General features: G+C 63.6%; 22 protein-coding genes. 7 read left to right on the forward strand and 15 right to left on the reverse strand.

Features of this window, described 5'->3' with window-relative positions; genetic code table 11:
* Positions 1–156 precede the first annotated feature (156 nt).
* From DPM35_RS14235 to DPM35_RS14245, 3 genes are read right to left on the reverse strand one after another with little or no spacing between them, the layout of a single operon-like run.
* Positions 157–1,017, reverse strand: coding sequence for a C40 family peptidase (locus DPM35_RS14235; RefSeq protein ID WP_181592023.1), 861 nt, complete (start codon positions 1,015–1,017; stop codon positions 157–159).
* A 28-nt stretch (positions 1,018–1,045) separates the two neighbouring features.
* On the reverse strand, positions 1,046–1,396 hold the full coding sequence (locus DPM35_RS14240) for a MarR family winged helix-turn-helix transcriptional regulator (protein ID WP_112127927.1): 351 nt from the start codon (positions 1,394–1,396) through the stop codon (positions 1,046–1,048).
* A 55-nt stretch (positions 1,397–1,451) separates the two neighbouring features.
* Positions 1,452–2,819, reverse strand: a complete 1,368-nt coding sequence (locus tag DPM35_RS14245; RefSeq protein ID WP_112127928.1) for a leucyl aminopeptidase family protein — start codon at positions 2,817–2,819, stop codon at positions 1,452–1,454.
* A gap of 123 nt (positions 2,820–2,942) precedes the next feature.
* Here DPM35_RS14245 and DPM35_RS14250 point away from each other — a divergent pair, with 123 nt between their 5' ends.
* Positions 2,943–3,770 (forward strand): tetratricopeptide repeat protein, encoded by an 828-nt coding sequence (locus tag DPM35_RS14250; protein WP_112127929.1) that lies wholly within the window; start codon positions 2,943–2,945, stop codon positions 3,768–3,770.
* On the opposite strand, the gene DPM35_RS32190 is transcribed toward DPM35_RS14250, so the two are convergent.
* The 11 genes from DPM35_RS32190 to DPM35_RS14300 form a co-directional block, all read right to left on the reverse strand.
* Positions 3,734–3,997 (reverse strand): hypothetical protein, encoded by a 264-nt coding sequence (locus DPM35_RS32190; protein WP_146767955.1) that lies wholly within the window; start codon positions 3,995–3,997, stop codon positions 3,734–3,736. The two genes, DPM35_RS14250 and DPM35_RS32190, sit on opposite strands and share 37 nt — an antisense overlap.
* Positions 3,998–4,038: 41 nt before the next feature.
* Entirely contained in the window at positions 4,039–5,055 is a 1,017-nt protein-coding gene (locus tag DPM35_RS14255; RefSeq protein WP_112127930.1) for a type II secretion system F family protein, read from the reverse strand.
* Positions 5,056–5,068: 13 nt separating this feature from the next.
* Entirely contained in the window at positions 5,069–6,082 is a 1,014-nt protein-coding gene (locus tag DPM35_RS14260) for a type II secretion system F family protein (protein WP_112127931.1), read from the reverse strand.
* 29 nt (positions 6,083–6,111) lie between these two features.
* On the reverse strand, positions 6,112–7,611 hold the full coding sequence (locus DPM35_RS14265; RefSeq protein WP_112127932.1) for a TadA family conjugal transfer-associated ATPase: 1,500 nt from the start codon (positions 7,609–7,611) through the stop codon (positions 6,112–6,114).
* Between the two features lie 30 nt (positions 7,612–7,641).
* Entirely contained in the window at positions 7,642–8,925 is a 1,284-nt protein-coding gene (locus tag DPM35_RS14270; protein ID WP_181592024.1) for a CpaE/TadZ family protein, read from the reverse strand.
* Between the two features lie 38 nt (positions 8,926–8,963).
* A complete protein-coding gene (locus DPM35_RS14275) occupies positions 8,964–9,695 on the reverse strand; it encodes a CpaD family pilus assembly protein (protein ID WP_112127934.1) in 732 nt (243 codons plus the stop codon).
* A gap of 14 nt (positions 9,696–9,709) precedes the next feature.
* Positions 9,710–11,236 carry a type II and III secretion system protein family protein gene (locus DPM35_RS14280; RefSeq protein ID WP_112127935.1) on the reverse strand — a complete coding sequence of 509 codons (1,527 nt, stop codon included), beginning with the start codon at positions 11,234–11,236 and terminating at the stop codon, positions 9,710–9,712.
* Positions 11,233–12,045 carry a Flp pilus assembly protein CpaB gene (gene cpaB / locus DPM35_RS14285; RefSeq protein WP_112127936.1) on the reverse strand — a complete coding sequence of 271 codons (813 nt, stop codon included), beginning with the start codon at positions 12,043–12,045 and terminating at the stop codon, positions 11,233–11,235. Before cpaB ends, DPM35_RS14280 begins: the two co-directional genes overlap by 4 nt.
* Positions 12,046–12,241: 196 nt before the next feature.
* Entirely contained in the window at positions 12,242–12,760 is a 519-nt protein-coding gene (locus DPM35_RS14290) for an A24 family peptidase (protein ID WP_112127937.1), read from the reverse strand.
* Between the two features lie 154 nt (positions 12,761–12,914).
* Positions 12,915–13,097: a Flp family type IVb pilin gene (locus tag DPM35_RS14295; RefSeq protein ID WP_112127938.1), complete on the reverse strand. Its 183-nt coding sequence runs from the start codon at positions 13,095–13,097 to the stop codon at positions 12,915–12,917.
* A gap of 312 nt (positions 13,098–13,409) precedes the next feature.
* Positions 13,410–13,592, reverse strand: coding sequence for a Flp family type IVb pilin (locus DPM35_RS14300; protein ID WP_112127939.1), 183 nt, complete (start codon positions 13,590–13,592; stop codon positions 13,410–13,412).
* Between the two features lie 355 nt (positions 13,593–13,947).
* Between DPM35_RS14300 and DPM35_RS14305 the strand changes: the two genes are divergently transcribed.
* The 3 genes from DPM35_RS14305 to DPM35_RS14315 all read left to right on the forward strand — a co-directional run bounded on the left by DPM35_RS14305 (position 13,948) and on the right by DPM35_RS14315 (position 15,771).
* Positions 13,948–14,370, forward strand: a complete 423-nt coding sequence (locus DPM35_RS14305) for a pilus assembly protein N-terminal domain-containing protein (RefSeq protein WP_112127940.1) — start codon at positions 13,948–13,950, stop codon at positions 14,368–14,370.
* Between the two features lie 138 nt (positions 14,371–14,508).
* Complete coding sequence (locus DPM35_RS14310; protein WP_425373358.1) at positions 14,509–15,102, forward strand: TadE/TadG family type IV pilus assembly protein; 594 nt, start codon at positions 14,509–14,511, stop codon at positions 15,100–15,102.
* A 42-nt stretch (positions 15,103–15,144) separates the two neighbouring features.
* Positions 15,145–15,771, forward strand: coding sequence for a TadE/TadG family type IV pilus assembly protein (locus DPM35_RS14315; protein ID WP_112127941.1), 627 nt, complete (start codon positions 15,145–15,147; stop codon positions 15,769–15,771).
* A gap of 3 nt (positions 15,772–15,774) precedes the next feature.
* Here the strand turns inward: DPM35_RS14315 and DPM35_RS14320 are convergent, their stop codons facing one another.
* Positions 15,775–16,671, reverse strand: coding sequence for a phosphate/phosphite/phosphonate ABC transporter substrate-binding protein (locus DPM35_RS14320; RefSeq protein WP_245431540.1), 897 nt, complete (start codon positions 16,669–16,671; stop codon positions 15,775–15,777).
* Positions 16,672–16,845: 174 nt separating this feature from the next.
* Between DPM35_RS14320 and DPM35_RS14325 the strand changes: the two genes are divergently transcribed.
* Genes DPM35_RS14325 through DPM35_RS14335 form a run of 3 tightly spaced genes read left to right on the forward strand, consistent with a single transcriptional unit; the run spans position 16,846 to position 19,788 of the window.
* Entirely contained in the window at positions 16,846–18,084 is a 1,239-nt protein-coding gene (locus DPM35_RS14325; protein WP_112127943.1) for a phosphopentomutase, read from the forward strand.
* Positions 18,077–18,967 carry a bifunctional DNA-formamidopyrimidine glycosylase/DNA-(apurinic or apyrimidinic site) lyase gene (gene mutM / locus DPM35_RS14330; RefSeq protein ID WP_112127944.1) on the forward strand — a complete coding sequence of 297 codons (891 nt, stop codon included), beginning with the start codon at positions 18,077–18,079 and terminating at the stop codon, positions 18,965–18,967. Before DPM35_RS14325 ends, mutM begins: the two co-directional genes overlap by 8 nt.
* Before the next feature lie 47 nt (positions 18,968–19,014).
* A complete protein-coding gene (locus DPM35_RS14335; protein ID WP_112127945.1) occupies positions 19,015–19,788 on the forward strand; it encodes an enoyl-CoA hydratase in 774 nt (257 codons plus the stop codon).
* Positions 19,789–19,809 lie beyond the last annotated feature (21 nt).

Below are 19,809 nucleotides of genomic sequence, written 5' to 3' on the forward strand. Positions count from 1 at the left end.
CCCTTGTGGGAGAAGGTGGATCGGCGCGCAGCGCCGAGACGGATGAGGGGTGTTCCAGCTTGGCGCCAAGCTACCCCTCACCCGGATTGCCATCCGATTTGTGAAGGACAAATCGGGGCAATCCGACCTCTCCCACAAGGGGAGAGGTAAAGGGCGCTACGGCCTCCTGAACCCTGTCGGGCCGCCATAGAGATAGCCGATGCGCTCGACCGCTTCCTTCAGCCCTTCGCGCGAGACCAGCATGGTGTGGCCGTTGGCGTGGATCATGTCCCTTTCGTCGGTCATGATCGCCACATGGCCTTTCCAGAAGACGAGGTCGCCGCGCTGTAGTCCTGAATAGTCCGCACCCGGCTCGAACGGCGTGCCGATCGACGCCGCCTGCATGTCGGAATCGCGCAGCACATCCTTGCCGGTCATGCGCATCGCAAGCTGCACGAGGCCGGAGCAGTCGATGCCGAAGCCGGAGACGCCACCCCACAGATAGGGCGTGCCGAGGAAGCTTTCAGCGACGGTGACGTAATCCTCCGAGAGTTCGCCGATCGGCCGCAAATGGTGGGCGATGACCGCCTGGCCGGAGGGCAGCAGCGCATAATGCGTGCCGCGCGTTTCAGCCGAGCCGGTCACCGTGACCGTCGAGCCCATAGATAGCTGTCCGTCTATCGGGAAGCGCAGGTCCGGTCCCGGATAGAGGAAGGTGCGCGGCACGGACACGATGTGGGTCGGCGCATGCTCACGCGCGCCAAGAAGATTGTCCGCCACATAGCCGACATAGCCGTCGCGCTCGGCCTGCACCCAGGCCCAGCCCTCGGCATCCTCGAAGATGAGCACGTCGTCGCCGAACAGCGCCTGCGTGTTCACGCCCGCATCGGGGCGCGGCGCCTTGCGCAGGTCGGCCACCGACGCCGTGATCCGCGCCGGGCGGCCGGTGACGAAGCGGTCGGCGGCGACCTCGCCTTTCAGCCTTGCGTCGGCAAGGTCGGAGCGGAAGGCGTGAAGGCGGGCATCCCTTGCGGTCAAATCGATAATCCAGTCGTCAGCGATGAGGTCAGATGGGCAGTTCTTGCGCCCTGGCGACGATACCATCGCCGAAGCGCTCGACAAAGAGCGCGCCTTCCACCGTGCGCCGGATGAGCACATTGCGCTTGTCGAGCTCGTCGCGGTGGCGCGAGACGAGCTTCAGCGCGCCCATCGTGTCCAGCGCCCGGGTGATGACCGGCTTGGTGACGTTGAGCCTGGCGGCCAGTCCGCGCACCGTATGCGGCGGCGGATCGAGGTAGATGGTGAACAGGATCGCCGTCTGGCGCATGGTGAGATCGGGCTCGCCATCGCGCACCTGGGCCAGCATCACCTGCTGCCACAGTCGCAAGGCCTGGCTCGGGCGCATCGAGATCGACATCGCCCAAGCATGCCGGCAAATTGTTTCGGTTCCGTTTCAGTAACGGCGTTTGCCGCTACGCTCCGAAACGCCCGGCGATGACCCGCTCCAGCGCGCGAATGCCCTGCGCCTCGCCGCCGGTCAGGCCGTGGGGACGGTCGGCCGGGTTCCAGGCGAAGATATCGAAATGCGCCCAGCTATGGGTCTTCTCGACGAAGCGCTTGAGGAAAAGCGCCGCGGTGATCGAGCCGGCAAAGCCGTCGGTGGTGACGTTGTTGATGTCGGCAATCTTCGAGGAAAGCTTTGCATCGTAAGGACGCCACAGCGGCATGCGCCACAGCGGATCCTCGACTGCCGCGGACGCGGCGGCAATTTCGGCGGCAAGCGTCTCGTCGGCGGTGTAGAAAGGCGGCAGGTCCGGCCCGAGCGCGACGCGCGCGGCTCCGGTCAGCGTCGCCATGTCGACCAGCAAATCGGGCTTCTCCTCATCGGCCAGCGCCAGCGCGTCGGCCAGGATCAGCCGCCCTTCGGCGTCCGTGTTGCCGATCTCGACGGTGATGCCCTTGCGGCTCCTGAGCACGTCGCCGGGTCGGAAGGCGTTGCCGGCGATCGAATTCTCGACGGCGGGAATCAACACGCGCAACCGGACATTCAGTTTCGCCCCCATGATCATGGAAGCGAGGCCCAGCACATTGGCGGCTCCGCCCATATCCTTCTTCATCAGAAGCATGCCGGACGACGGCTTGATGTCGAGGCCGCCGGTGTCGAAGCAGACGCCCTTGCCGACGAGCGTCACCTTCGGCGCGTCACTCTGTCCCCAGCTCATGTCGATCAGCCGCGGCGCGTCGGCGCTGGCCCGGCCGACAGCATGGATCATAGGGAAATTCCGCGCCAGGAGATCGTCGCCATGGACTGCCGAAATATCGGCGGCATGGGCGGCCGCCACTTGCCGGGCGGCTTCTTCCAATTCGACTGGACCGAGGTCGCTGGTCGGCGTGTTGACGAGGTCGCGTGTCAGGAACACGCTGTCGGCGACGCGGCGGACATGCGCAGCGTCAGCGCCCTCCGGAAGCGCGAAGCGCAAGGCCTTGCCGGGCTTCTTGCCGTAGCGGGTGAAGACATAGCCGCCCAGGACAAGCGCGAGTGCGGCGAGTTCGGGTTGCGCCAGGCCCGACGCGAAATACCAGTCGCCTTCCGGCAGCGCCCTCGCGAGCGCGCCCAGAGCAAGCGCGCTCTCGCCGTCGCCGGTGCCGAACAGCGCGCCGGCGAGGCCGCCGTCTTCGCCCGGCAGGACTAGGGTGCGTCCCGCCTCGCCGGAAAAAGCGTTGGCCCTTGCCCAGGCGATGGCAGGCGGCGGCAATGCCGCGGCTTCAAGGGCGTCCTTTGCCACCAGATAGACAGGCAAGGCGGCTTGCGGCTTTTGTCCGACGAGTTCGACAGGCATGCGATGATCTCCGGCCGAACAGGATGAGTCGGCTTCTTAACGGTCCGTTAGGGTTAACAGAATATTTCTGCGGGAGGGAAGACGGCCAGCCTATGGCCGCACAGGAATGGAGACCGGGCGCCGATGCCGATCAAAGCGTTGAACCATAGAGCCAGGCGTCTGATCAGCACAGCCTTCATGGCGGCACTGGCAGCCAGCGTGGCAGGTTGCGGCAGCACCAGCCAAATGACCACCGGCTCCATCTCGCGCTCCGACAGAAGGCCGCTGGAAACGATGTCGGCCGGCGAACTGCACACGGCCACGTCCAGGCTTGGCGAATCCTACGCCCGCAATCCCAATGACAAGCGCATGGCGATGAATTTCGCGGCGGCGCTGCAGATGGACGGCGATGCCGATCAGTCGCTCGCCGTGATGCGCAAGCTGGCGATCGCCTATCCCAAGGATCGCGAGGTGCTTGCCGCCTATGGCAAGGCGCTCGCCGCCAACGGCCAGTTCGAGCCGGCGCTCGACGCCGTGCGTCGCGCGCAGACGCCCGAATATCCGGACTGGAAGCTGGTGTCGGCGGAAGCCGCGATCCTCGACCAGATGGGCCAGAAGGAAGAGGCGCGTCAGGACTACCGCAAGGCGCTGGAACTCAAACCGAACGAACCTTCGGTGCTGTCCAATCTCGGCATGTCCTATGTGCTCGAAGGCGACCTGCGCACGGCCGAGACCTATATGCGCTCGGCCGCGCAGCAGCCCAGCGCCGACAGCCGGGTGCGGCAGAACCTTGCGCTGGTGGTGGGCCTGCAGGGTCGCTTCGACGAGGCCGAGAAGATCGCCTCGCAGGAATTGTCGCCCGAGCAGGCGCAGGCCAACGTCGCCTATCTGCGCCAGATGCTTGCCCAGCAGAACGCCTGGAGCCAGCTGAAGGATCAGGACAAGAACAAGGCGAAGGTCGCCACGAACTGACGGACGCTGCCAAGCGCCGCCCGCTCCGACAATGCAAAAAAGCCGCGTGGACCCCGCGCGGCTTTCTTGATTGACGCGAACGGTTCTATCTCTTTGTTTTTACGCAATTCCGGACGGAAAACCGCCAGGCACTTTTCCTGGAATTGCTTCCCGTTGTTTTTACGCAATTCCGGACGGAAAGCCGCCAGGCACTTTTCCTGGAATTGCTTCCCGTTGTTTTTACGCAATTCCGGACGGAAAGCCGCTCGACGCTCTTCCTGGAATTGCTTTACTGGCTCGAGGAGCTGTGCTGGTCGCCGAAGATGCCGCGCTGGCTGACCTGGATGCCGGCCGGGCCCAGGATGATGGCGAACAGCACCGGCAGGAAGAACAGGATCATGGGCACGGTGAGCTTCGGCGGCAGCGCCGCGGCCTTCTTCTCGGCCGCGTTCATGCGCATGTCGCGGCTTTCCGAGGCGAGCACGCGCAGCGCGTGCGCCACCGGCGTGCCGTAGCGTTCGGCCTGGACCAGGGCCTGCGACACCGACTTGACCGATTCCAGGCCAGTGCGGCTCGCCAGGTTCTCATAGGCGATCTTGCGATCCTGCAGATAGGACAGTTCCGCATTGGTGAGCACGAACTCCTCGGCAAGCGCGACCGACTGCGCGCCAATTTCGTCGGCGACCCTGCGCAGGGCCGCTTCCACAGACATGCCGGATTCCACGCAGATCAGCATCAGGTCGAGCGCGTCCGGCCACGCCAGCTGGATCGACTGCTTGCGCTTGGTCGCGCGGTTGTTGACGTAGAGGATCGGCGAGTAGAAGCCGCCATAGGCGACGACGACACAGACGAACAACTTGATGAAGGCCGGCTGCTGCGGCAGTCCGCCGAGCACGAACAGGTAGACGGCCGCCAGCGCAAAACCAACGAATGGCAGGACGAGGCGGAAGAAGAGGAAGCGCGTCAGCGGGTTCTGGCCGCGGAAGCCCGCGACCTTGAGCTTCTGAATCGTGTTTTCGTCGGCGAGCGCGCGCCTGAGATCCAGGCGGTCGACGATGTTGCGCATGCCGACGGACTGTTCCTCGCGCAGGCCCTTGCGGCGCCGGTCGGCCTCGCTGGCCAGCCGCGCACGCTGCTCTGCGCGCAATTTGTCGCGTTCGAGCGCCACGGTCTTCATACGCGACTTGAGCGACGTGCCGCCGAACGCCGGCATCAGGGTGAACACGGTCGCGAACACGGCGATGCCGACCAGCATCGCGATCAGGAAGGAAGGGTCGGTGAGTGTTTTGACGACCTGCTCTGTCACCGGATCCGCGCCCCTACACTTCGAAATTCATCATCTTGCGCATCACCAGGATGCCGATCGACATCCAGACACCCGAGCAGCCGAGGATCAGGTTGCCGACACTGGTGGTGAACAGCGGCATGATATAGGTCGGGCTCGACAGATAGACGAGGAACGCGACCACGAAAGGCAGGGCGCCGATGATGACGGCGGATGCCTTGGCTTCCATGGACAGCGCCTGGACCTTGGCCTTCATCTTCTTGCGGTCGCGCAGCACGCGCGAAAGGTTGCCCAGCGCCTCGGACAGGTTGCCGCCGGCTTGCGACTGGATCTGGATGACGATGCCGAAGAAGCCGGCCTCGCTGCAGGGCATGGTCTCGGACATGCGCATGGCGGCGTCGGGGACCGACATGCCCATCTGCTGGGAATCGACGATGCGGCGGAACTCCGACCGGACCGGTTCGGGCGATTCGTTGGCGATCAGGCGGATCGCGTCGTTGAGCGGCAGACCGGACTTGACCGCGCGCACGATGATGTCGAGCGCGTTCGGAAACTCTTCCAGGAAGGCCTTGACGCGACGTGTGCGGCGAAACGAAACGAACCAGCGCGGCAGGCCGAGGCCGCCCACAAGCAAAGCGCCGGGCAGGACCCACAGGGGCGCGCCGACGAAAAAGAGAAGGGCCGTCAGGATGATGCCGCAGACGGCGGAGTACATGTAGAAGCGCTCGATCGGGACCTGCATGCCGGCCTGGCGGATCTGGACCTTCAGAGGCGGTTTCTTGACATTGCGATCGTTGGTCTTCTGTTTCTCGTCGAGCTGCTTGAGCGAGTCCTGAAGACTTTTGCGCCGCTTGACCGCCTCCGCGGCGCGATCGCGCGTGGCTTTCACCACCGACCGGTCCGTTTCGGCTGTCTTGATGGTCTGAAGGCGCTTGCCGGCCTGCTTCTCGTTGTCGATGCGCGTGAACAGGAAAGCATAGGCCACCGCGCCGGCGCTGAAGCCGGCAAGCACGATGAACGCCAGGACGGTGGTGTCAATTCCGAACATTGACCGGTGCCCCTACACCTCCAGACAAATCAGTCAGCGCGTTTCTCCATCGCCTCGAGCGCATTGGCGAGGCGCTGCTCCTCGCCATAATAGCGGGCGCGATCCCAGAAATGCGGGCGGCCGATGCCCGTCGACACGTGCTCGCCGACCAGCCGGCCGCTCGAGTCCTCGCCCTTGATGTTATAGAGGACGAGATCCTGGGTGATGATGACGTCGCCTTCCATGCCGATCACCTCGGTGATGTGGGTGATGCGGCGCGAACCGTCGCGCAGGCGGGCGGCCTGGATGATCACGTCGATCGAGCCGACGACGATCTCGCGCACCGTGCGCTGCGGCAGCGAATAGCCGCCCATGGCGATCATCGATTCGATACGGTTGAGGCATTCGCGCGGGCTGTTCGAGTGGATCGTTCCCATCGAGCCGTCGTGACCGGTGTTCATCGCCTGCAGAAGGTCGAACACTTCCGGTCCGCGCACTTCGCCGACGATGATGCGCTCGGGCCGCATGCGCAGGCAGTTCTTGACGAGGTCGCGCATGGTCACCTCGCCCTCGCCCTCGAGATTGGGCGGCCGGGTTTCGAGACGGACCACATGCGGCTGCTGCAGCTGCAGTTCGGCCGAGTCCTCGCAGGTGATGACCCGCTCCTCGCGGTCGATATAGTTGGTCAGGCAGTTGAGCAGCGTCGTCTTGCCGGAGCCGGTGCCGCCCGAGATGACGACATTGCAGCGGACACGGCCTATGATCTTGAGGATTTCCGCGCCTTGCGGCGAGATGGCGCCGAACTTGACCAGTTGGTCCAGCGTCAGCTTGTCCTTCTTGAATTTGCGGATGGTGAGCGCGGTGCCGTCGATGGAGAGCGGCGGCGCGATGACGTTGACGCGCGAGCCGTCGGGTAGGCGCGCGTCGCAGATCGGGCTCGATTCGTCGACGCGGCGGCCGACCTGGCTGACGATGCGCTGGCAGATGTTGAGCAGCTGCTGGTTATCGCGGAAGCGGACGCCGGTCTGCTCGACCCTGCCGTTGACTTCGATGTAGACGTTCTTGGAGCCGTTGACCATGATGTCGGCTATGTCGTCGCGGGCAAGCAACGGCTCCAGCGGTCCATAGCCCAGAACGTCGTTGCAGATATCCTCGAGCAGCTCCTCCTGCTCGGAGATCGACATGGCGAAGTTCTTGATCGCGATAATGTCGTTGACGATGTCGCGGATTTCCTCGCGCGCGCTCTCTGGATCGAGCTTGGCGAGCTGCGACAGGTCGATCGTGTCGATGAGCGCGGAGAAAACCTGGCTCTTGGTATCGTAATAGGTCTCGCTGCGCTCGCGCTGGACCCTTCTTGGCGGCTCGGGCGCCATCGGCGGAGCCTCGACGGGACGGCGAGCCGGCGGCGCGGCCGGCGCGCTGGACGCCGGCGCGGCCGGCCGCTCGGCCGTCATCGTTCCCGTCGAAGCGGGAGCGGCGGGAGCCGATACCGGCGGACGGAATTCGGGCGTCACCCGGTTGCCGTCGTCTTTGCCTCTCTTACCAAACATGATCGACTACCCGATGCCGCTCAAACAGCGTCACTTCTTGTTGCGCGAGAGCTTGCCGAGGATCGAACCCAGGCCCGCCTTCTTCTTTGTCTTGATTTCGCTACGTCCGGTCAGCACATGCGCTATCTCATTGATGGTAGCGACGACCGGGTTCTTGGCGTCCATCTCGCTCAGCATGCGGCCGTTGTTGGCAGCATTGCCGAACAGCAGAGGTTCGAAATTGATCACCGCCATGGGCGTGATGCCGAGCGGCTCGGCGAAATCGGAAGGCGCGATCTCCGGCCGTTTCGGCACGCCGGCCTGGTTGATGATCAGCTTCGGCGGCGGATCGTTCGGACGCAGCCGCTTCAGCATGTCCACCATGTTCTTGGTGTTGCGAAGATTTGCCAGTTCGGGCGTGGCCGTGATGACGACCTCGTCGGCCTTGATCAGCGTGCTCTTCGTCCACCCGCTCCAGATGTGAGGGATATCGAGAACCAGCAGGGGCGCGCTGCGCTGCGCTATCTCGATGACCTGCGAGAACGCTTCGGCATCGAAATCATAGACGCGCTCCAAGGTGGAGGGGGCCGCAAGCAGCGACAGATGCTCGGCGCATTGCGCGAGCAGGCGATCGAGATAGACCTCGTCGACCCGCTCGGGCGAGAACACGGCCTCGGCGATGCCCTGAGCCGGATCCTGGTCGAAGTTGATGTTGGCGGTGCCGAAGGCGAGGTCGAGATCGGCGATGACGACCTCGGATTTGAACAGCGACGACATCGACCAGGCGGTATTGTGAGCAATGGTCGATGAGCCGACGCCGCCCTTGGCGCCGATGAAAGCAATCGAGCGGCCGATCGGGTCCGATTCCGGATCGACGAAGATCGACGACACGACGCTGACGATGTCGGTCATCGAGACCGGCGCGATCACATATTCGGAAATGCCTGAACGGATGAGCTCGCGGTAGAGCCCGACATCGTTGTAGTGGCCGATGACCACGACCTTGGAAGACGGATCGCAATATTCCGCGAGTTGACCGAGTTGTTCGAGCAGTTGCTTCGGTTCGCTGCGCGATTCCAGCAGGATCAGGTTCGGTGTCGGAGCGGACTGGTAGAACTCGATCGCGGTCGGGATGCCGCCCATATGGACCTTGAGATGGGCCTTGGCCATCCGGCGATCCTCGCCGGCGCGCTCCACGGGGCTGGCGACGCCTTCCGTCTCGCAGAAGGCCTGGATCGAGATGCGCGGCACGGGGCGCAGCGCCTGCATGGCGGCGATGTCCTGCTGCGAAAGGTCGCCGGTTTCCGCGGGCGTATCGTAGGCAAGATTGCTCATCGTCATGCTCTTTCCGTGACTACTCTCTTCGTCAGGGCTCAGTACGTCACTTCCGAATTGCCCAGGAACTCGTCGGAGATGCCCCTGGCCCGGTACACATCGATCACCGCGCCGCGATTTTCGGCGTCGATTTCGGACTGCTTGCGCGGCCCGATCAGATCGTTGGGATTGGCGACCTGGGCCGCGAGGTTGTTCTGGTAGGAGCAGCCGAAGTCGGCATAGTGCTTGTTCTCCGACGTCTCGGTCAGGTCGTCGGGCCAACGCCCGCATTTGTCGGTCTGAGCCCGCACCGCGACGAAGGCGACACGCACCGGCGCGGATGCCTCCGGCACAGCCGACTGATAGGATGTCATGACGATGCGGTTGCGCTTGACGCCCGCCCTCATGGCGAGCCTGGCAAAATCGCGACCTGCCGCCTGGGCGGCAACCTCGTTGGCGGATCCGGCCGGCATCGCAATCGTCAGCGCCGGCGCGGCGCTCTTGTCGTAACCGTCGAGAAAACCGAGCAGCGCGTCGCGTTGCGCGCCCGTCATGCCGCGATCGCCGGCACCGACCGGCAGATCGATCTTCTGATTCTTCTCGGCAATGACGATCGGATGGGTCGTGCGGTAGTCGTCCGGGATCGACCCGACCGTGATGCTGTCGCGATTGGCGCATCCGGCGAGCGACGTCGCAAGGGCGATCGCCAGTGCCGGGAAGACCTGCCGGCGTATCCTTGCGATGCCGGATGCTGTCCGGACCGTCATGACCTTCGATGCTGACTTGGACATATCCGCATTCCCACTCATTTGTAGATGAAGCCGACGACGCCGTGATAACGGCCGGCTGGCCTGTCGGTCTGCATGGTGCCGTAGACGCGGTTGACGCGGCCGAGGAACATGCCGGCGCCGTCGCTCGGCGGATTGAAATTGTCGTCCGGCTTGGCCAGATCGTTGCGTGCCACCGGCCGCGCCAGATAGGGCGTGATTATGATGACCAGTTCGCTTTCGTTGCGGACGAAATCGCGGCTGCGGAAGAGCGTGCCAAGGACAGGGATTTTGGAGAGACCAGGCAATCCGGCGACCGCTTGCCGCACGTCGTCGCGGACCAGGCCAGCGATCATCATGGAGCCGCCGGAGGGCAATTCCACCGTCGTATCCGCAAGGCGCTTGCGCAACGACAGGATATTGGTGCCGGGGCTCGTCACGCCGGAGGAAAGCGCCACGGATCCTTCAGTGGTCGGCTCGGAGACGGCTGTCCTGACTTTCAGGCTGATGCGACCCGGCGATAGAACCACCGGCTGGAATTCCAGACCGATACCGTACTCGATCTTGTCCATCGTATAGTTCTTTAGGCCGGTCTGATTGTCGGTTGACACATTGGCTGTGACACCGGTCACCATATTGTATTCGCCGCCAACCTTAAATGTGGCCTTCTCGCCTGAGACGGCGGTCAGGGTCGGTTCAGCCAATGTCTTCATGACACCCGACTGCTCCATGGCATTGATGTAAGCTGTCAGTGACGAGCTGCCGATGGTCCCGCCCGAATTCGAAAGCTGTTTACCCAAACCCATGAAATTGTCGCTGATCGCGCCGTAACTGATACCGTTGCTTCCCCCATTGCCGACCATATTCACGCCGAGCTGTTTCATCACCGAGCGGCTGACTTCTGCCACGGTCACCTTGAGCGTCACCTGATCATCGCCGATGATCTGCAACAGGTTGACGATCTTGGAGACCCGGCGTTCCTGGTCGGGGTTGTTGATGTCGACGCCGCCATTGACCGAGCCGCCGGCCGCCGTCTGCGAATATTGACCGGTCGTCGCTTCACCGCCCGAGACGAAGATGGTCGCGAGATCGACGGCGCGCTTGGCGTCGAGCGGCGTATCCACGGTGCCGGTGAGGATGACGTTGTCGTTCAGCAGCTCGACCTTGATCTGCGACGTCGGAAGGAAGCGCTTGAGATAGTCTTCCAGCCCCGCCACATCGCGTTCGACCGCCAGGTCGAGGCTGGCGATCTGCTCGCCATTGGGGCCGAAGACGAAGATGTTGGTCTCACCGACCGCCTTGCCAAACAAATAGATGCGGCGCGCCGTGCGCGTCACCGCGTCGGCAACCGCCGGATTGGCGACGAGGATGTCATAGGCATCGTTCGGCAGGTCGATGACCACCGATTTGTTGAGACCGAGCTTGACGCGCTGGGTGGCGACCGAGGCCGTCACGCCCGCCTTGCCCGCGGCCCTGGCCTCGACAAGGCCGGGCGCATCGGTGCCGAGCAGGAACAGGCCGATTGCCGCTGCCGTCATGACGGGCAGTTTACCGTTTAGCCTCATTTCCTTGCTCCCACTTCGGAAACTTCGCCCGACTTGATCAGCCGCACGGTTCCGCGCCGGCCGTTGCCGTTGACCAGATAATCGGCTTCGTCCGTATTCTTCTCATGGATATCGGTGATCGGACGCAGTGCCAGGGTCAGGCGGTCCGCCATCTGCTGCGCCACGGTGATGATCTCGGCCTGCTGCGGCGTCAGTTCCAGCGTGGCGGTCTGGCCGACCCTGGTCTTCTTGCCTTCCTCGTCTTCCTGGATGGTCTGGTCGATGGCCAGCACGCGGATGTTCTTGAGGATGGTCGAGGTGTTGAAACCGGTGCCGCCATTGCCTGTGTCGGCACGGCGGGTCATGATGACGTCAACGAAGTCGTTGGGCAGGATGAAACCGCCGGCGGAAGTGTCGGCCGATATTGCGGTGGCGACAGCGCGCATCCCCGAAGGCAGGATCGAGGACATGAAGCTCTGCCCCTCGCCGACCAGCTTGGAGCGGCGCAGCGGCTCGCCTGTATACATGGCGACGCGGGCGACCGAGCCCTTGAGCTTTTCGACCGCGTCAGGTTCGGCGGCGCGTGTGATGAAATTGGCATTGACGCCGTCGGACGGCCATTTTTCCCAACTGATGTTGTTGCCGAGCTGGCTGCCCATCGGCACGTCGCCGGAAAGCACGAGCACATCCTGCAGTGCGATCGCCGGCTGCGCCGGCGCATCGACGACGACCTGCGGCGGCGGCGCCACCACCATGTTCTTGGCGACATAGCCCGCGCCACCCGCCGCGACCGCAGCCACGCCCAGAATAATCAATCGGGATGCTGGCATTCGTCCGAAACCCTTCGCCTCGTGGCAAACCACCCACGCCTGGCCGGACTTTGCAGCTGCAATCGTCAAAACAAGGTTAATGCAATGCTTACGATCGTGATTAATTTAAGGTTTACTCAAATTGGATCGAACGGCCCGCCATTAACAAAAAAGGCGGCCGCGGCCGCCTTCGATCGCCGACATCGATGTCACCAACCTATGCCGTGAGCCTCTGCAGCGCCCAGACCATCAGCGGCGAATCCGGGAACGTGATCAGTCCACCGGCACCAAGCGCGATGCCATAGGGAATGCCCACTTTCTCGTCGGCGAAGTAGCGCAGGAATCGGCTGTGGCCGGTATACGCGGCCAGCGGCGATTTCCGGTAAGCCAGGATTGCGATGGTCAGCAGACCCCCGATGAAAGCCGACGTCACCAGATAGCCGATCAAGTTGATGTTGAGGCCCATCCATAGAGCGGTCGCGGCCAGAAGCTTGGCGTCGCCGCCGCCCATGCCGCCGAGCGCAAAGAGGCCGAATGTCGTGGCAAGCACGAGGGCGCAGGCGGCGAAGTGCCAGCCATAGGTCGCCCAGTCCATCCCGGTGAACGGCGCGACAAGCGCGAATGTCGCCACCAACAATACGGGAACGCGGTTGGCGATCGTCATCGACAACGTGTCGGAGATCGCAGCAAACAGCATGCAGAATGGGAAGACGACGAAGATAACGGCTTCAAGCATGGACAAGGCGCCCGCTGTGGAACTTGCGGCAGCAGTCTAAGGCACGCCGGATTAACGATTGATGAGGCAGCTCACCCATCATCCGACGAGACGGAAGAAGGGCCGCCCTTCGGCGGCCCTTCTCTTCGAGAACGACTCCGTCACCGTTCGGCTATCATGGGGCCGACGGGGCGTTGTTCACAGCACTGGCGATAGCGTCGAACTTGGCGTTCAGCGCGCTGCCGAGCGAGCTCGCGCCGACCATGATGGCGAGCGCGATGAGGGCGGCGATCAGACCATATTCGATGGCGGTCGCGCCGGAATTGTCCTTCACAAAGCGTGCGACGAGTTTAGACATTGGAGAAAGCCCCCTTTCCACGTGTTACAGCACTTCCGTCAACTTCTCATGGCGGTTGACCGGACGTTGCAATCTAGGGAGAAGCCCCTTTCGTTCGGCTTAATAAACAGCCTTACCGATTCCTTTCCAGCGGCGAGCCCTTAACGTCAAACGCGGACCGGAAGGTCGGGAACACGCCAGAGATGAGCGCGCCTGCAACATCTCAAAACAGCGCGAACCGGTAGGGGCACTTGAAATTGCCCGACGACATGAAACAAGGGCCGCCCATGGGCGGCCCTTGTCGTCGAGAATGACTGTGTTACCCTTCGGCTATTACGGAGCCGACGGAGCGTTGTTGACGGCAGTGGCGATCGCATTGAACTTGGTGTTCAGGGCGGTGCCGAGCGAGCTCGCGCCGACCATGATGGCGAGCGCGATGAGGGCGGCGATCAGACCGTATTCGATGGCGGTCGCGCCGGATTCGTCCTTCACGAAACGTGCAATGAGATTAGACATTCGAGAGCTCCTACTCCACGTGTTACAGCACTTCCGTCAACTTCTCTTTGCGGTTGATCGGATGCTGCAAATCTAGGGAGAAGCCGTTTCGATCGGCTTAATAAACAGCCTTACCGATTCCTTTCCGGGGGCAAACGCGCTGCGTGGTTAACCGCGGCCTAAGCATTGTCAGCCAGCTCGAGGATCGAGCAAAGCGGCGCAAACCGGCGCTTATGCAACGTTACTAAAACAGGAAGCGCCGTCGGTGCGTGGACGAGCGAGGCAAGTCCTTAATCGCGACCAGGTCCGGTTTAACCGTTGCTTCACCAATCTCGTTCATGTTCCGTTGAAGAATCCGCCTGCCGGGAGCTGCTCAATGACGTTGTCGAGATCACTGTTTCCAGTCGCCGCGCTGCTGGCGGCTGCTGCCTTGGTGATGCCGGCCAGGGCCGGCGCGGGTGTGGAAGTGACCATGAACCAGGCAAAGATCGTCAAATTGTCCCGCGCGGCCGACACTGTCGTTATCGGCAATCCGGCCATCGCCGACGCCTCGGTGCAGGACGCCTCGACCATCGTTCTTACCGGCAAAGGTTTTGGCGTCACCAATCTGGTGGTGCTCGACTCGGACGGCAGCCCGATCATCGATGAACAGGTGACCGTCGTGCGACAGGCCGCTTCCTCGGTGCGCATCTACAGGCGTGCCGAAGTCCAGACCATGTCTTGCACGCCCTATTGCGAGAGCGCCTACAAGACCGACGCCGAGAAGGCTTCCGAGACCGAAATGAGCGCCGCGCACTAAACCCGAAGAGAGCGTCGGAGCAGGCATTAAGGACAGCTTAAAGCCTGCCCGGCGAATTTAACGATCATCCAAACCGGACCTCAATGGGTTTTCGCTAACCTTGCCGCCGGTACCGCAAGGGGATCGGCAGGAACGCAAATGAGCAAGGATGCCACATCCGGCAACGGCATGGACAGCACGGTGTGCGCCAAGTCCCGCCCCGGCTTCTTCAGCGACAGACGCGGCAGCACGGCAATGGAATTTGCGATGCTGGCCATCCCGTTCGCGCTTCTCGTCTTCGCTATCCTCGAGAGCTGCATCTCGTTTGCCGGCCAGGAGGTGATGGCCAACGCCACGGATGACGTTGCACGTCAGTTGCGGACCGGGCAGATCCAGAAGAGCAACGTCACCGACTCTTCGATAAAACAGCTGATCTGCAACCGCCTGCAGATCATGGTGGCCCAGAACTGCCCGGGGTTGCAGGTCGATTTGCGCGAATATTCGAGCTTTGCGAACGCCGCCACCGCAGGCTTCAGGATATCGGGCAACCAGATCATTCTGACGCAAGGGGGGAGCGACACGAACTTCACGGTTGCACCCGGCCTGGCAGAATCCATCAACATGCTGCGGGTATTCTACAAATGGCCGGTGATGACGGATCTCCTGGCCAAGCAGATGCAGAATTTCAACGACGGCACCACGCTGCATTTTGCATCCGTGACCTGGCAGAACGAACCATTCGACGACAACTAAGGCCGGCGGACGGCTGAGGCTGGGGCGGCTTGGAGGGATAGGATGCACCGTGCGGGGGCACATTGGGGGATTTCGGCCATGGTGGCGCGAGCGAGGCGGTTCGGCCGCGATCGGCGCGGCGTCGCCGCGATCGAGTTTGCGTTCATCGCGCCGGTGCTGCTCATCATGTATTTCATCACGATGGAGGCATCACAGGCCATCGAGACCAGCAAGAAGGTCAGCCGCATCGGCAGCATGGTGGCCGACCTCGTCACGCAGCAGCAGACGGTCGTGAAGGCAAACCTCGAAGCGATCATGAAGATCGGCAGCACGACGCTTTTGCCCTACAACCGCTCGAATCCGAAGATCATCATCACCGCCATACAGATGTCGGACGAGGCGTCGCCGACAGTGAAGGTAGTGTGGTCGCGCAAGCTGGTGGGCACCACCTACAGCGTCGACGCGGCCGCGGGCAGCACCACCACGGTGCCGGCGACGTTGAAGATCCGCAACACTTTCGTAATCCGTGTGGAAAGCGATCTCGGCTATATACCGGTCATCGCCTGGAGCGCGACGGATGAAAAAGCGAAATCGTTTGGATTGCTGTCGACCTTCAGCAACATAAACATGAGCGAAACTTATTATCTCAGGCCTCGCCGGAGTCCGACGATCCCTTGCAGCGACTGCTGACGGTCATTCGCGGCCATCCAATGCCCGCCGTACGATTCCCATCGCCATGGCGTAATCCTTGGACATCGCCGGCACGAAGCCACCGGAATGCGCCCTCTCCAGCAGGTCGTACACGTCAGGCGTCTGCGATTTGAGATTGGTCAGGAAGACCGTCAGCCGGCGTTTTGCCTCGGGATCGAGATCGCTGCGCACGGCATGCGGCCCGTAGCGCAACAGGTTGGAGGTCCATAACACCCTAAGCGACGCCCCGGAAATACCGGCAGCCTCCAGCCGCGCGACAGTGCCGCCGGAATGGGTGGATTGACCGTCGGCATCGGCCGGCTCCCATCCGAACAGGCCATCCGCATCGCCGCCGCTCAACATCGTCTCGGCCGCCGTGGCAGACGCGGCGCGTGCCAGGAACGGCGAATCCTGCGCGATCTTGACCCCTGCGGCGGAAAGGGCCGCCAACGGCAGCAGCGCGCCGCCGACATTATCGGCCGGCGCAATAGCGATCCGATGCGAAGCCATGGCGGCAAGGTCCTGCAGCCTGCCGTCGCGCGTCACCAGGACGGAGCGGATGCCGACGGCGCCGTCGGCGTCGACCGGCGCCACCAGCGGTTCGACACAGCCGCAGCGCTCCGAGGCAGTGGCATAGGCAAGCGTCGAATAGACCGCGTATTGCACGCGCCCGCTCGCCTGCGCCTCGATCAGCGCCGCATAGTCACGGGCAACGACGAACTCGACCTTCATGCCGAGCGCGTTGGCATAGGCATCCGTCAGGCGCGCAAGCCCGGGGACGGTGTTGCCGCCGCCCGGCTCGGCAACGATGCCGATGCGGAACGTGCCGATGTCGTCACGCCAGTCGGCGTGTGCCGGCCATGCGGCGGCGCCGGACGCCAGGAGAGCGGCCGCGCACATTTTCACGGCCTGATTCGCCGCGGTTTTGCCGCGCCTCGCCATGCTTGCTTTGCTCCTGTCATAGCCACGCCTCGTCGCAACTATGGCGCGAAGCGGTTGCGGTTTGGTTTCCGATTTGCCAACGCCGCCGGGGAACCTTATGTCTGGCGACCAGGACTGACAACGATGACACCCATGGCGCGCGCGTTCCTGTTCGTTCTCGATTCTTTCGGCATCGGCGGAGCGGCCGACGCCGAACGCTATGGTGACGCCGGCGCCGACACGTTCGGACACATCTTCAAGGCTTGCGCCGAAGGCCGCGCCGATCGGGAAGGTCTGCGCAAAGGACCGCTCGCCGTGCCCAACATGATGTCGCTCGGGCTTGGCCGGGCGGCGCAAGCCGCGACCGGGCTCAGCACCGGCATCGATGCGCCGCTGGTCGCCTCGGCCTTCCACGGCGCCGCACAGGAGGTGTCGAGCGGCAAGGACACGCCGTCGGGCCATTGGGAGATCGCAGGGCTGCCCGTGCGCTTCGACTGGGGTTACTTTCCCGATACCGTGCCGGCCTTCCCGCCCGAGCTGACCGAGAAGATCATCCGCGAAGGCAAGGTGCCGGGCATCCTCGGCAATTGCCATGCGCCGGGAACCGAGATCATCGAACGCTTCGGCGATGAGCATATCCGCACCGGCAAACCGATCTGTTACACCTCGGTGGACTCCGTGCTGCAGATCGCCGCGCATGAAACGCATTTCGGCCTGGAGAGGCTTTATGAGCTTTGCCTCACGGTGCGCCGGCTCGTCGATCCGCTCAAGATCGGACGCGTGATCGCGCGGCCTTTCGTGGGCGAGACGCCCGCCACGTTCCAGCGCACCCACAACCGCCGCGACTATGCGGTGCCGCCGCCGGAGGAGACCCTGCTCGACCGGCTGACGGAGCGCGGCAGCAAGGTCATCGCGGTCGGCAAGATCGGCGACATCTTCGCCCATCGCGGCATCTCGCATGTGCGCAAGGCCGGCGGCAACATGGCGATGTTCGACACGGCGCTCGGCGCCATGGACGACGCCGGCGAAGGCGACCTGGTCTTCGCCAATTTCGTCGACTTCGACACCGAGTTCGGCCATCGGCGCGACGTCGCCGGCTATGCGGCCGCGCTCGAAGCCTTCGACCGTCGGCTGCCCGAGGCGCTGTCGCGCCTCAGGGCGGGCGACCTTCTCATCCTCACAGCCGATCACGGCAACGACCCGACCTGGCGCGGCACCGACCATACGCGCGAGCGCGTTCCGGTGATCGGCATCGGGCCGGGGCTGAAGGGCGGCGACATCGGACTCAGGCCGACCTTCGCCGATATCGGCGAGACCGTTGCGGATCACCTTGGCCTGGCAGCCGGCCGCCATGGAACATCCTTCCTCGCAACGATAGGCGGCCATGCCTGAACTGCCCGAGGTCGAGACAGTCCGGCGCGGACTGCAGCCGGTCCTGGAAGGGGCGCGGCTCGTCAAGGTCGAAGCGCGCAGGCCCGACCTTCGCTTTCCTTTTCCCGAACGCTTTTCGGAGCGGCTCACCGGCAAGACCGTGACGGCGCTTGGCCGGCGCGCCAAATATCTGACGATGCATATCGAAGATGGTCCGGTGCTGATCTGCCACCTCGGCATGTCGGGGTCATTCCGGGTCGAAACCGCCGGGAGCGGCGACATCCCCGGCACCTTCCATCACGAGCGGTCGAAAAGCGCGGCGCACGACCATGTCGTGTTCGACGTCGTCTCGGAAAAAGGCGCGCGCTCCCGGGTCATCTTCAACGACCCGCGCCGCTTCGGCTTCATGCTGTTTGCCGAAGGCGCGCCGGACGCGCACCCGATGCTCGCCGGACTGGGCGTCGAGCCGACCGGCAACGCGCTCGACGGTCCCTTGCTCGCCTCACTGCTGAAGGATCGCAGATCGCCGCTCAAGGCGGCATTGCTCGACCAGCGGCTGATCGCCGGGCTCGGCAATATATATGTGGCGGAGGCCCTGTGGCGAGCCGGGCTCTCGCCGCTGCGCGAAGCCGGCACCATCGCCGGATCGGCCAAGAGGGCGAAAGAACAAAGCGGGCGCCTCGCGGAGGCGATCCGAGCGGTCATCGCCGACGCGATCGCCGCCGGCGGCTCCTCGCTGCGCGACTATGTCCAGGCCGACGGATCGCTCGGCTATTTCCAGCATTCCTTCGCGGTCTACGATCGCGAGGGGGAACCGTGCCAGAGGCCGGGCTGCCGCGGCCATGTCGAGCGCATCGTGCAAAGCGGCCGCTCGACCTTCTATTGCCGGACCTGTCAGCGGTAAGCTAGGAACGGTGTGGATCGTCCCACTGCCGCGGAAGGAAGCGAACCATGACCTATGAAACCATTCTCGTGGAAACACGCGGCAAGGTCGGGCTGATCACGCTGAACCGGCCCAAGGCGCTCAACGCGCTGAATTCGCAGGTCCTTGCGGAGGTGGTGGCGGCGGCGGGTGCGTTCAACGCCGATGCGGGGATCGGCGCCATGGTGCTCACCGGCTCGGAAAAGGCGTTCGCCGCCGGCGCCGACATCAAGGAAATGCAGGCGATGTCCTTCGCCGACGCCTACACGCAGGATTTCTTCGTCGGCTGGGAGGAATTCACGCGCACGCGCAAGCCCATCGTCGCGGCGGTCGCGGGCTATGCGCTCGGCGGCGGCTGCGAGCTGGCCATGATGTGCGACTTCATCATCGCCGGCGACAACGCCAAGTTCGGCCAGCCCGAAATCACGCTCGGCGTCATGCCGGGCATGGGCGGCTCGCAGCGGCTGACCCGATTCGTCGGCAAGTCCAAAGCGATGGACATGTGCCTGACAGGGCGCATGATGGATGCGGCCGAGGCCGAGCGCTGCGGACTGGTTTCGCGGGTGGTCCCGGTCGCCGAACTGCTCGACGAAGCGCTGAAGGCGGCGGCGAAGATCGCCGAGTTCTCACTGCCGTCGGTCATGATGACCAAGGAAGCCGTCAACCGCGCCTACGAAACGACGCTGGCCGAGGGGCTGCGCTTCGAGCGCCGTCTGTTCCATTCGCTGTTTGCGCTCGACGACCAGAAAGAAGGCATGGCCGCCTTCGTCGAAAAGCGGAAGCCGAACTTCACCAACCGCTAGGCGCGTCGGCCAGGTGGCCGC

The organism is Mesorhizobium atlanticum (assembly GCF_003289965.1).
GTDB lineage: Bacteria > Pseudomonadota > Alphaproteobacteria > Rhizobiales > Rhizobiaceae > Mesorhizobium > Mesorhizobium atlanticum.

What these genes read in the sequence shown, in the direction of transcription:
- DPM35_RS14300 (WP_112127939.1), bottom strand. Translation starts at nt 13,592, where the DNA reads ATGTCTAATCTCATTGCACGTTTCGTGAAGGACGAATCCGGCGCGACC.
- DPM35_RS14310 (WP_425373358.1), top strand. Translation starts at nt 14,509, where the DNA reads ATGAGCAAGGATGCCACATCCGGCAACGGCATGGACAGCACGGTGTGC.
- DPM35_RS14305 (WP_112127940.1), top strand. Translation starts at nt 13,948, where the DNA reads ATGACGTTGTCGAGATCACTGTTTCCAGTCGCCGCGCTGCTGGCGGCT.
- DPM35_RS14275 (WP_112127934.1), bottom strand. Translation starts at nt 9,695, where the DNA reads ATGTCCAAGTCAGCATCGAAGGTCATGACGGTCCGGACAGCATCCGGC.
- DPM35_RS14325 (WP_112127943.1), top strand. Translation starts at nt 16,846, where the DNA reads ATGGCGCGCGCGTTCCTGTTCGTTCTCGATTCTTTCGGCATCGGCGGA.
- DPM35_RS14280 (WP_112127935.1), bottom strand. Translation starts at nt 11,236, where the DNA reads ATGAGGCTAAACGGTAAACTGCCCGTCATGACGGCAGCGGCAATCGGC.
- DPM35_RS14270 (WP_181592024.1), bottom strand. Translation starts at nt 8,925, where the DNA reads ATGAGCAATCTTGCCTACGATACGCCCGCGGAAACCGGCGACCTTTCG.
- DPM35_RS14290 (WP_112127937.1), bottom strand. Translation starts at nt 12,760, where the DNA reads ATGCTTGAAGCCGTTATCTTCGTCGTCTTCCCATTCTGCATGCTGTTT.
- DPM35_RS14335 (WP_112127945.1), top strand. Translation starts at nt 19,015, where the DNA reads ATGACCTATGAAACCATTCTCGTGGAAACACGCGGCAAGGTCGGGCTG.
- DPM35_RS14315 (WP_112127941.1), top strand. Translation starts at nt 15,145, where the DNA reads ATGCACCGTGCGGGGGCACATTGGGGGATTTCGGCCATGGTGGCGCGA.
- DPM35_RS14250 (WP_112127929.1), top strand. Translation starts at nt 2,943, where the DNA reads ATGCCGATCAAAGCGTTGAACCATAGAGCCAGGCGTCTGATCAGCACA.
- DPM35_RS14240 (WP_112127927.1), bottom strand. Translation starts at nt 1,396, where the DNA reads ATGTCGATCTCGATGCGCCCGAGCCAGGCCTTGCGACTGTGGCAGCAG.
- DPM35_RS14295 (WP_112127938.1), bottom strand. Translation starts at nt 13,097, where the DNA reads ATGTCTAAACTCGTCGCACGCTTTGTGAAGGACAATTCCGGCGCGACC.
- DPM35_RS14260 (WP_112127931.1), bottom strand. Translation starts at nt 6,082, where the DNA reads ATGTTCGGAATTGACACCACCGTCCTGGCGTTCATCGTGCTTGCCGGC.
- DPM35_RS14320 (WP_245431540.1), bottom strand. Translation starts at nt 16,671, where the DNA reads ATGTGCGCGGCCGCTCTCCTGGCGTCCGGCGCCGCCGCATGGCCGGCA.
- DPM35_RS14245 (WP_112127928.1), bottom strand. Translation starts at nt 2,819, where the DNA reads ATGCCTGTCGAACTCGTCGGACAAAAGCCGCAAGCCGCCTTGCCTGTC.
- mutM (WP_112127944.1), top strand. Translation starts at nt 18,077, where the DNA reads ATGCCTGAACTGCCCGAGGTCGAGACAGTCCGGCGCGGACTGCAGCCG.
- DPM35_RS14265 (WP_112127932.1), bottom strand. Translation starts at nt 7,611, where the DNA reads ATGTTTGGTAAGAGAGGCAAAGACGACGGCAACCGGGTGACGCCCGAA.
- cpaB (WP_112127936.1), bottom strand. Translation starts at nt 12,045, where the DNA reads ATGCCAGCATCCCGATTGATTATTCTGGGCGTGGCTGCGGTCGCGGCG.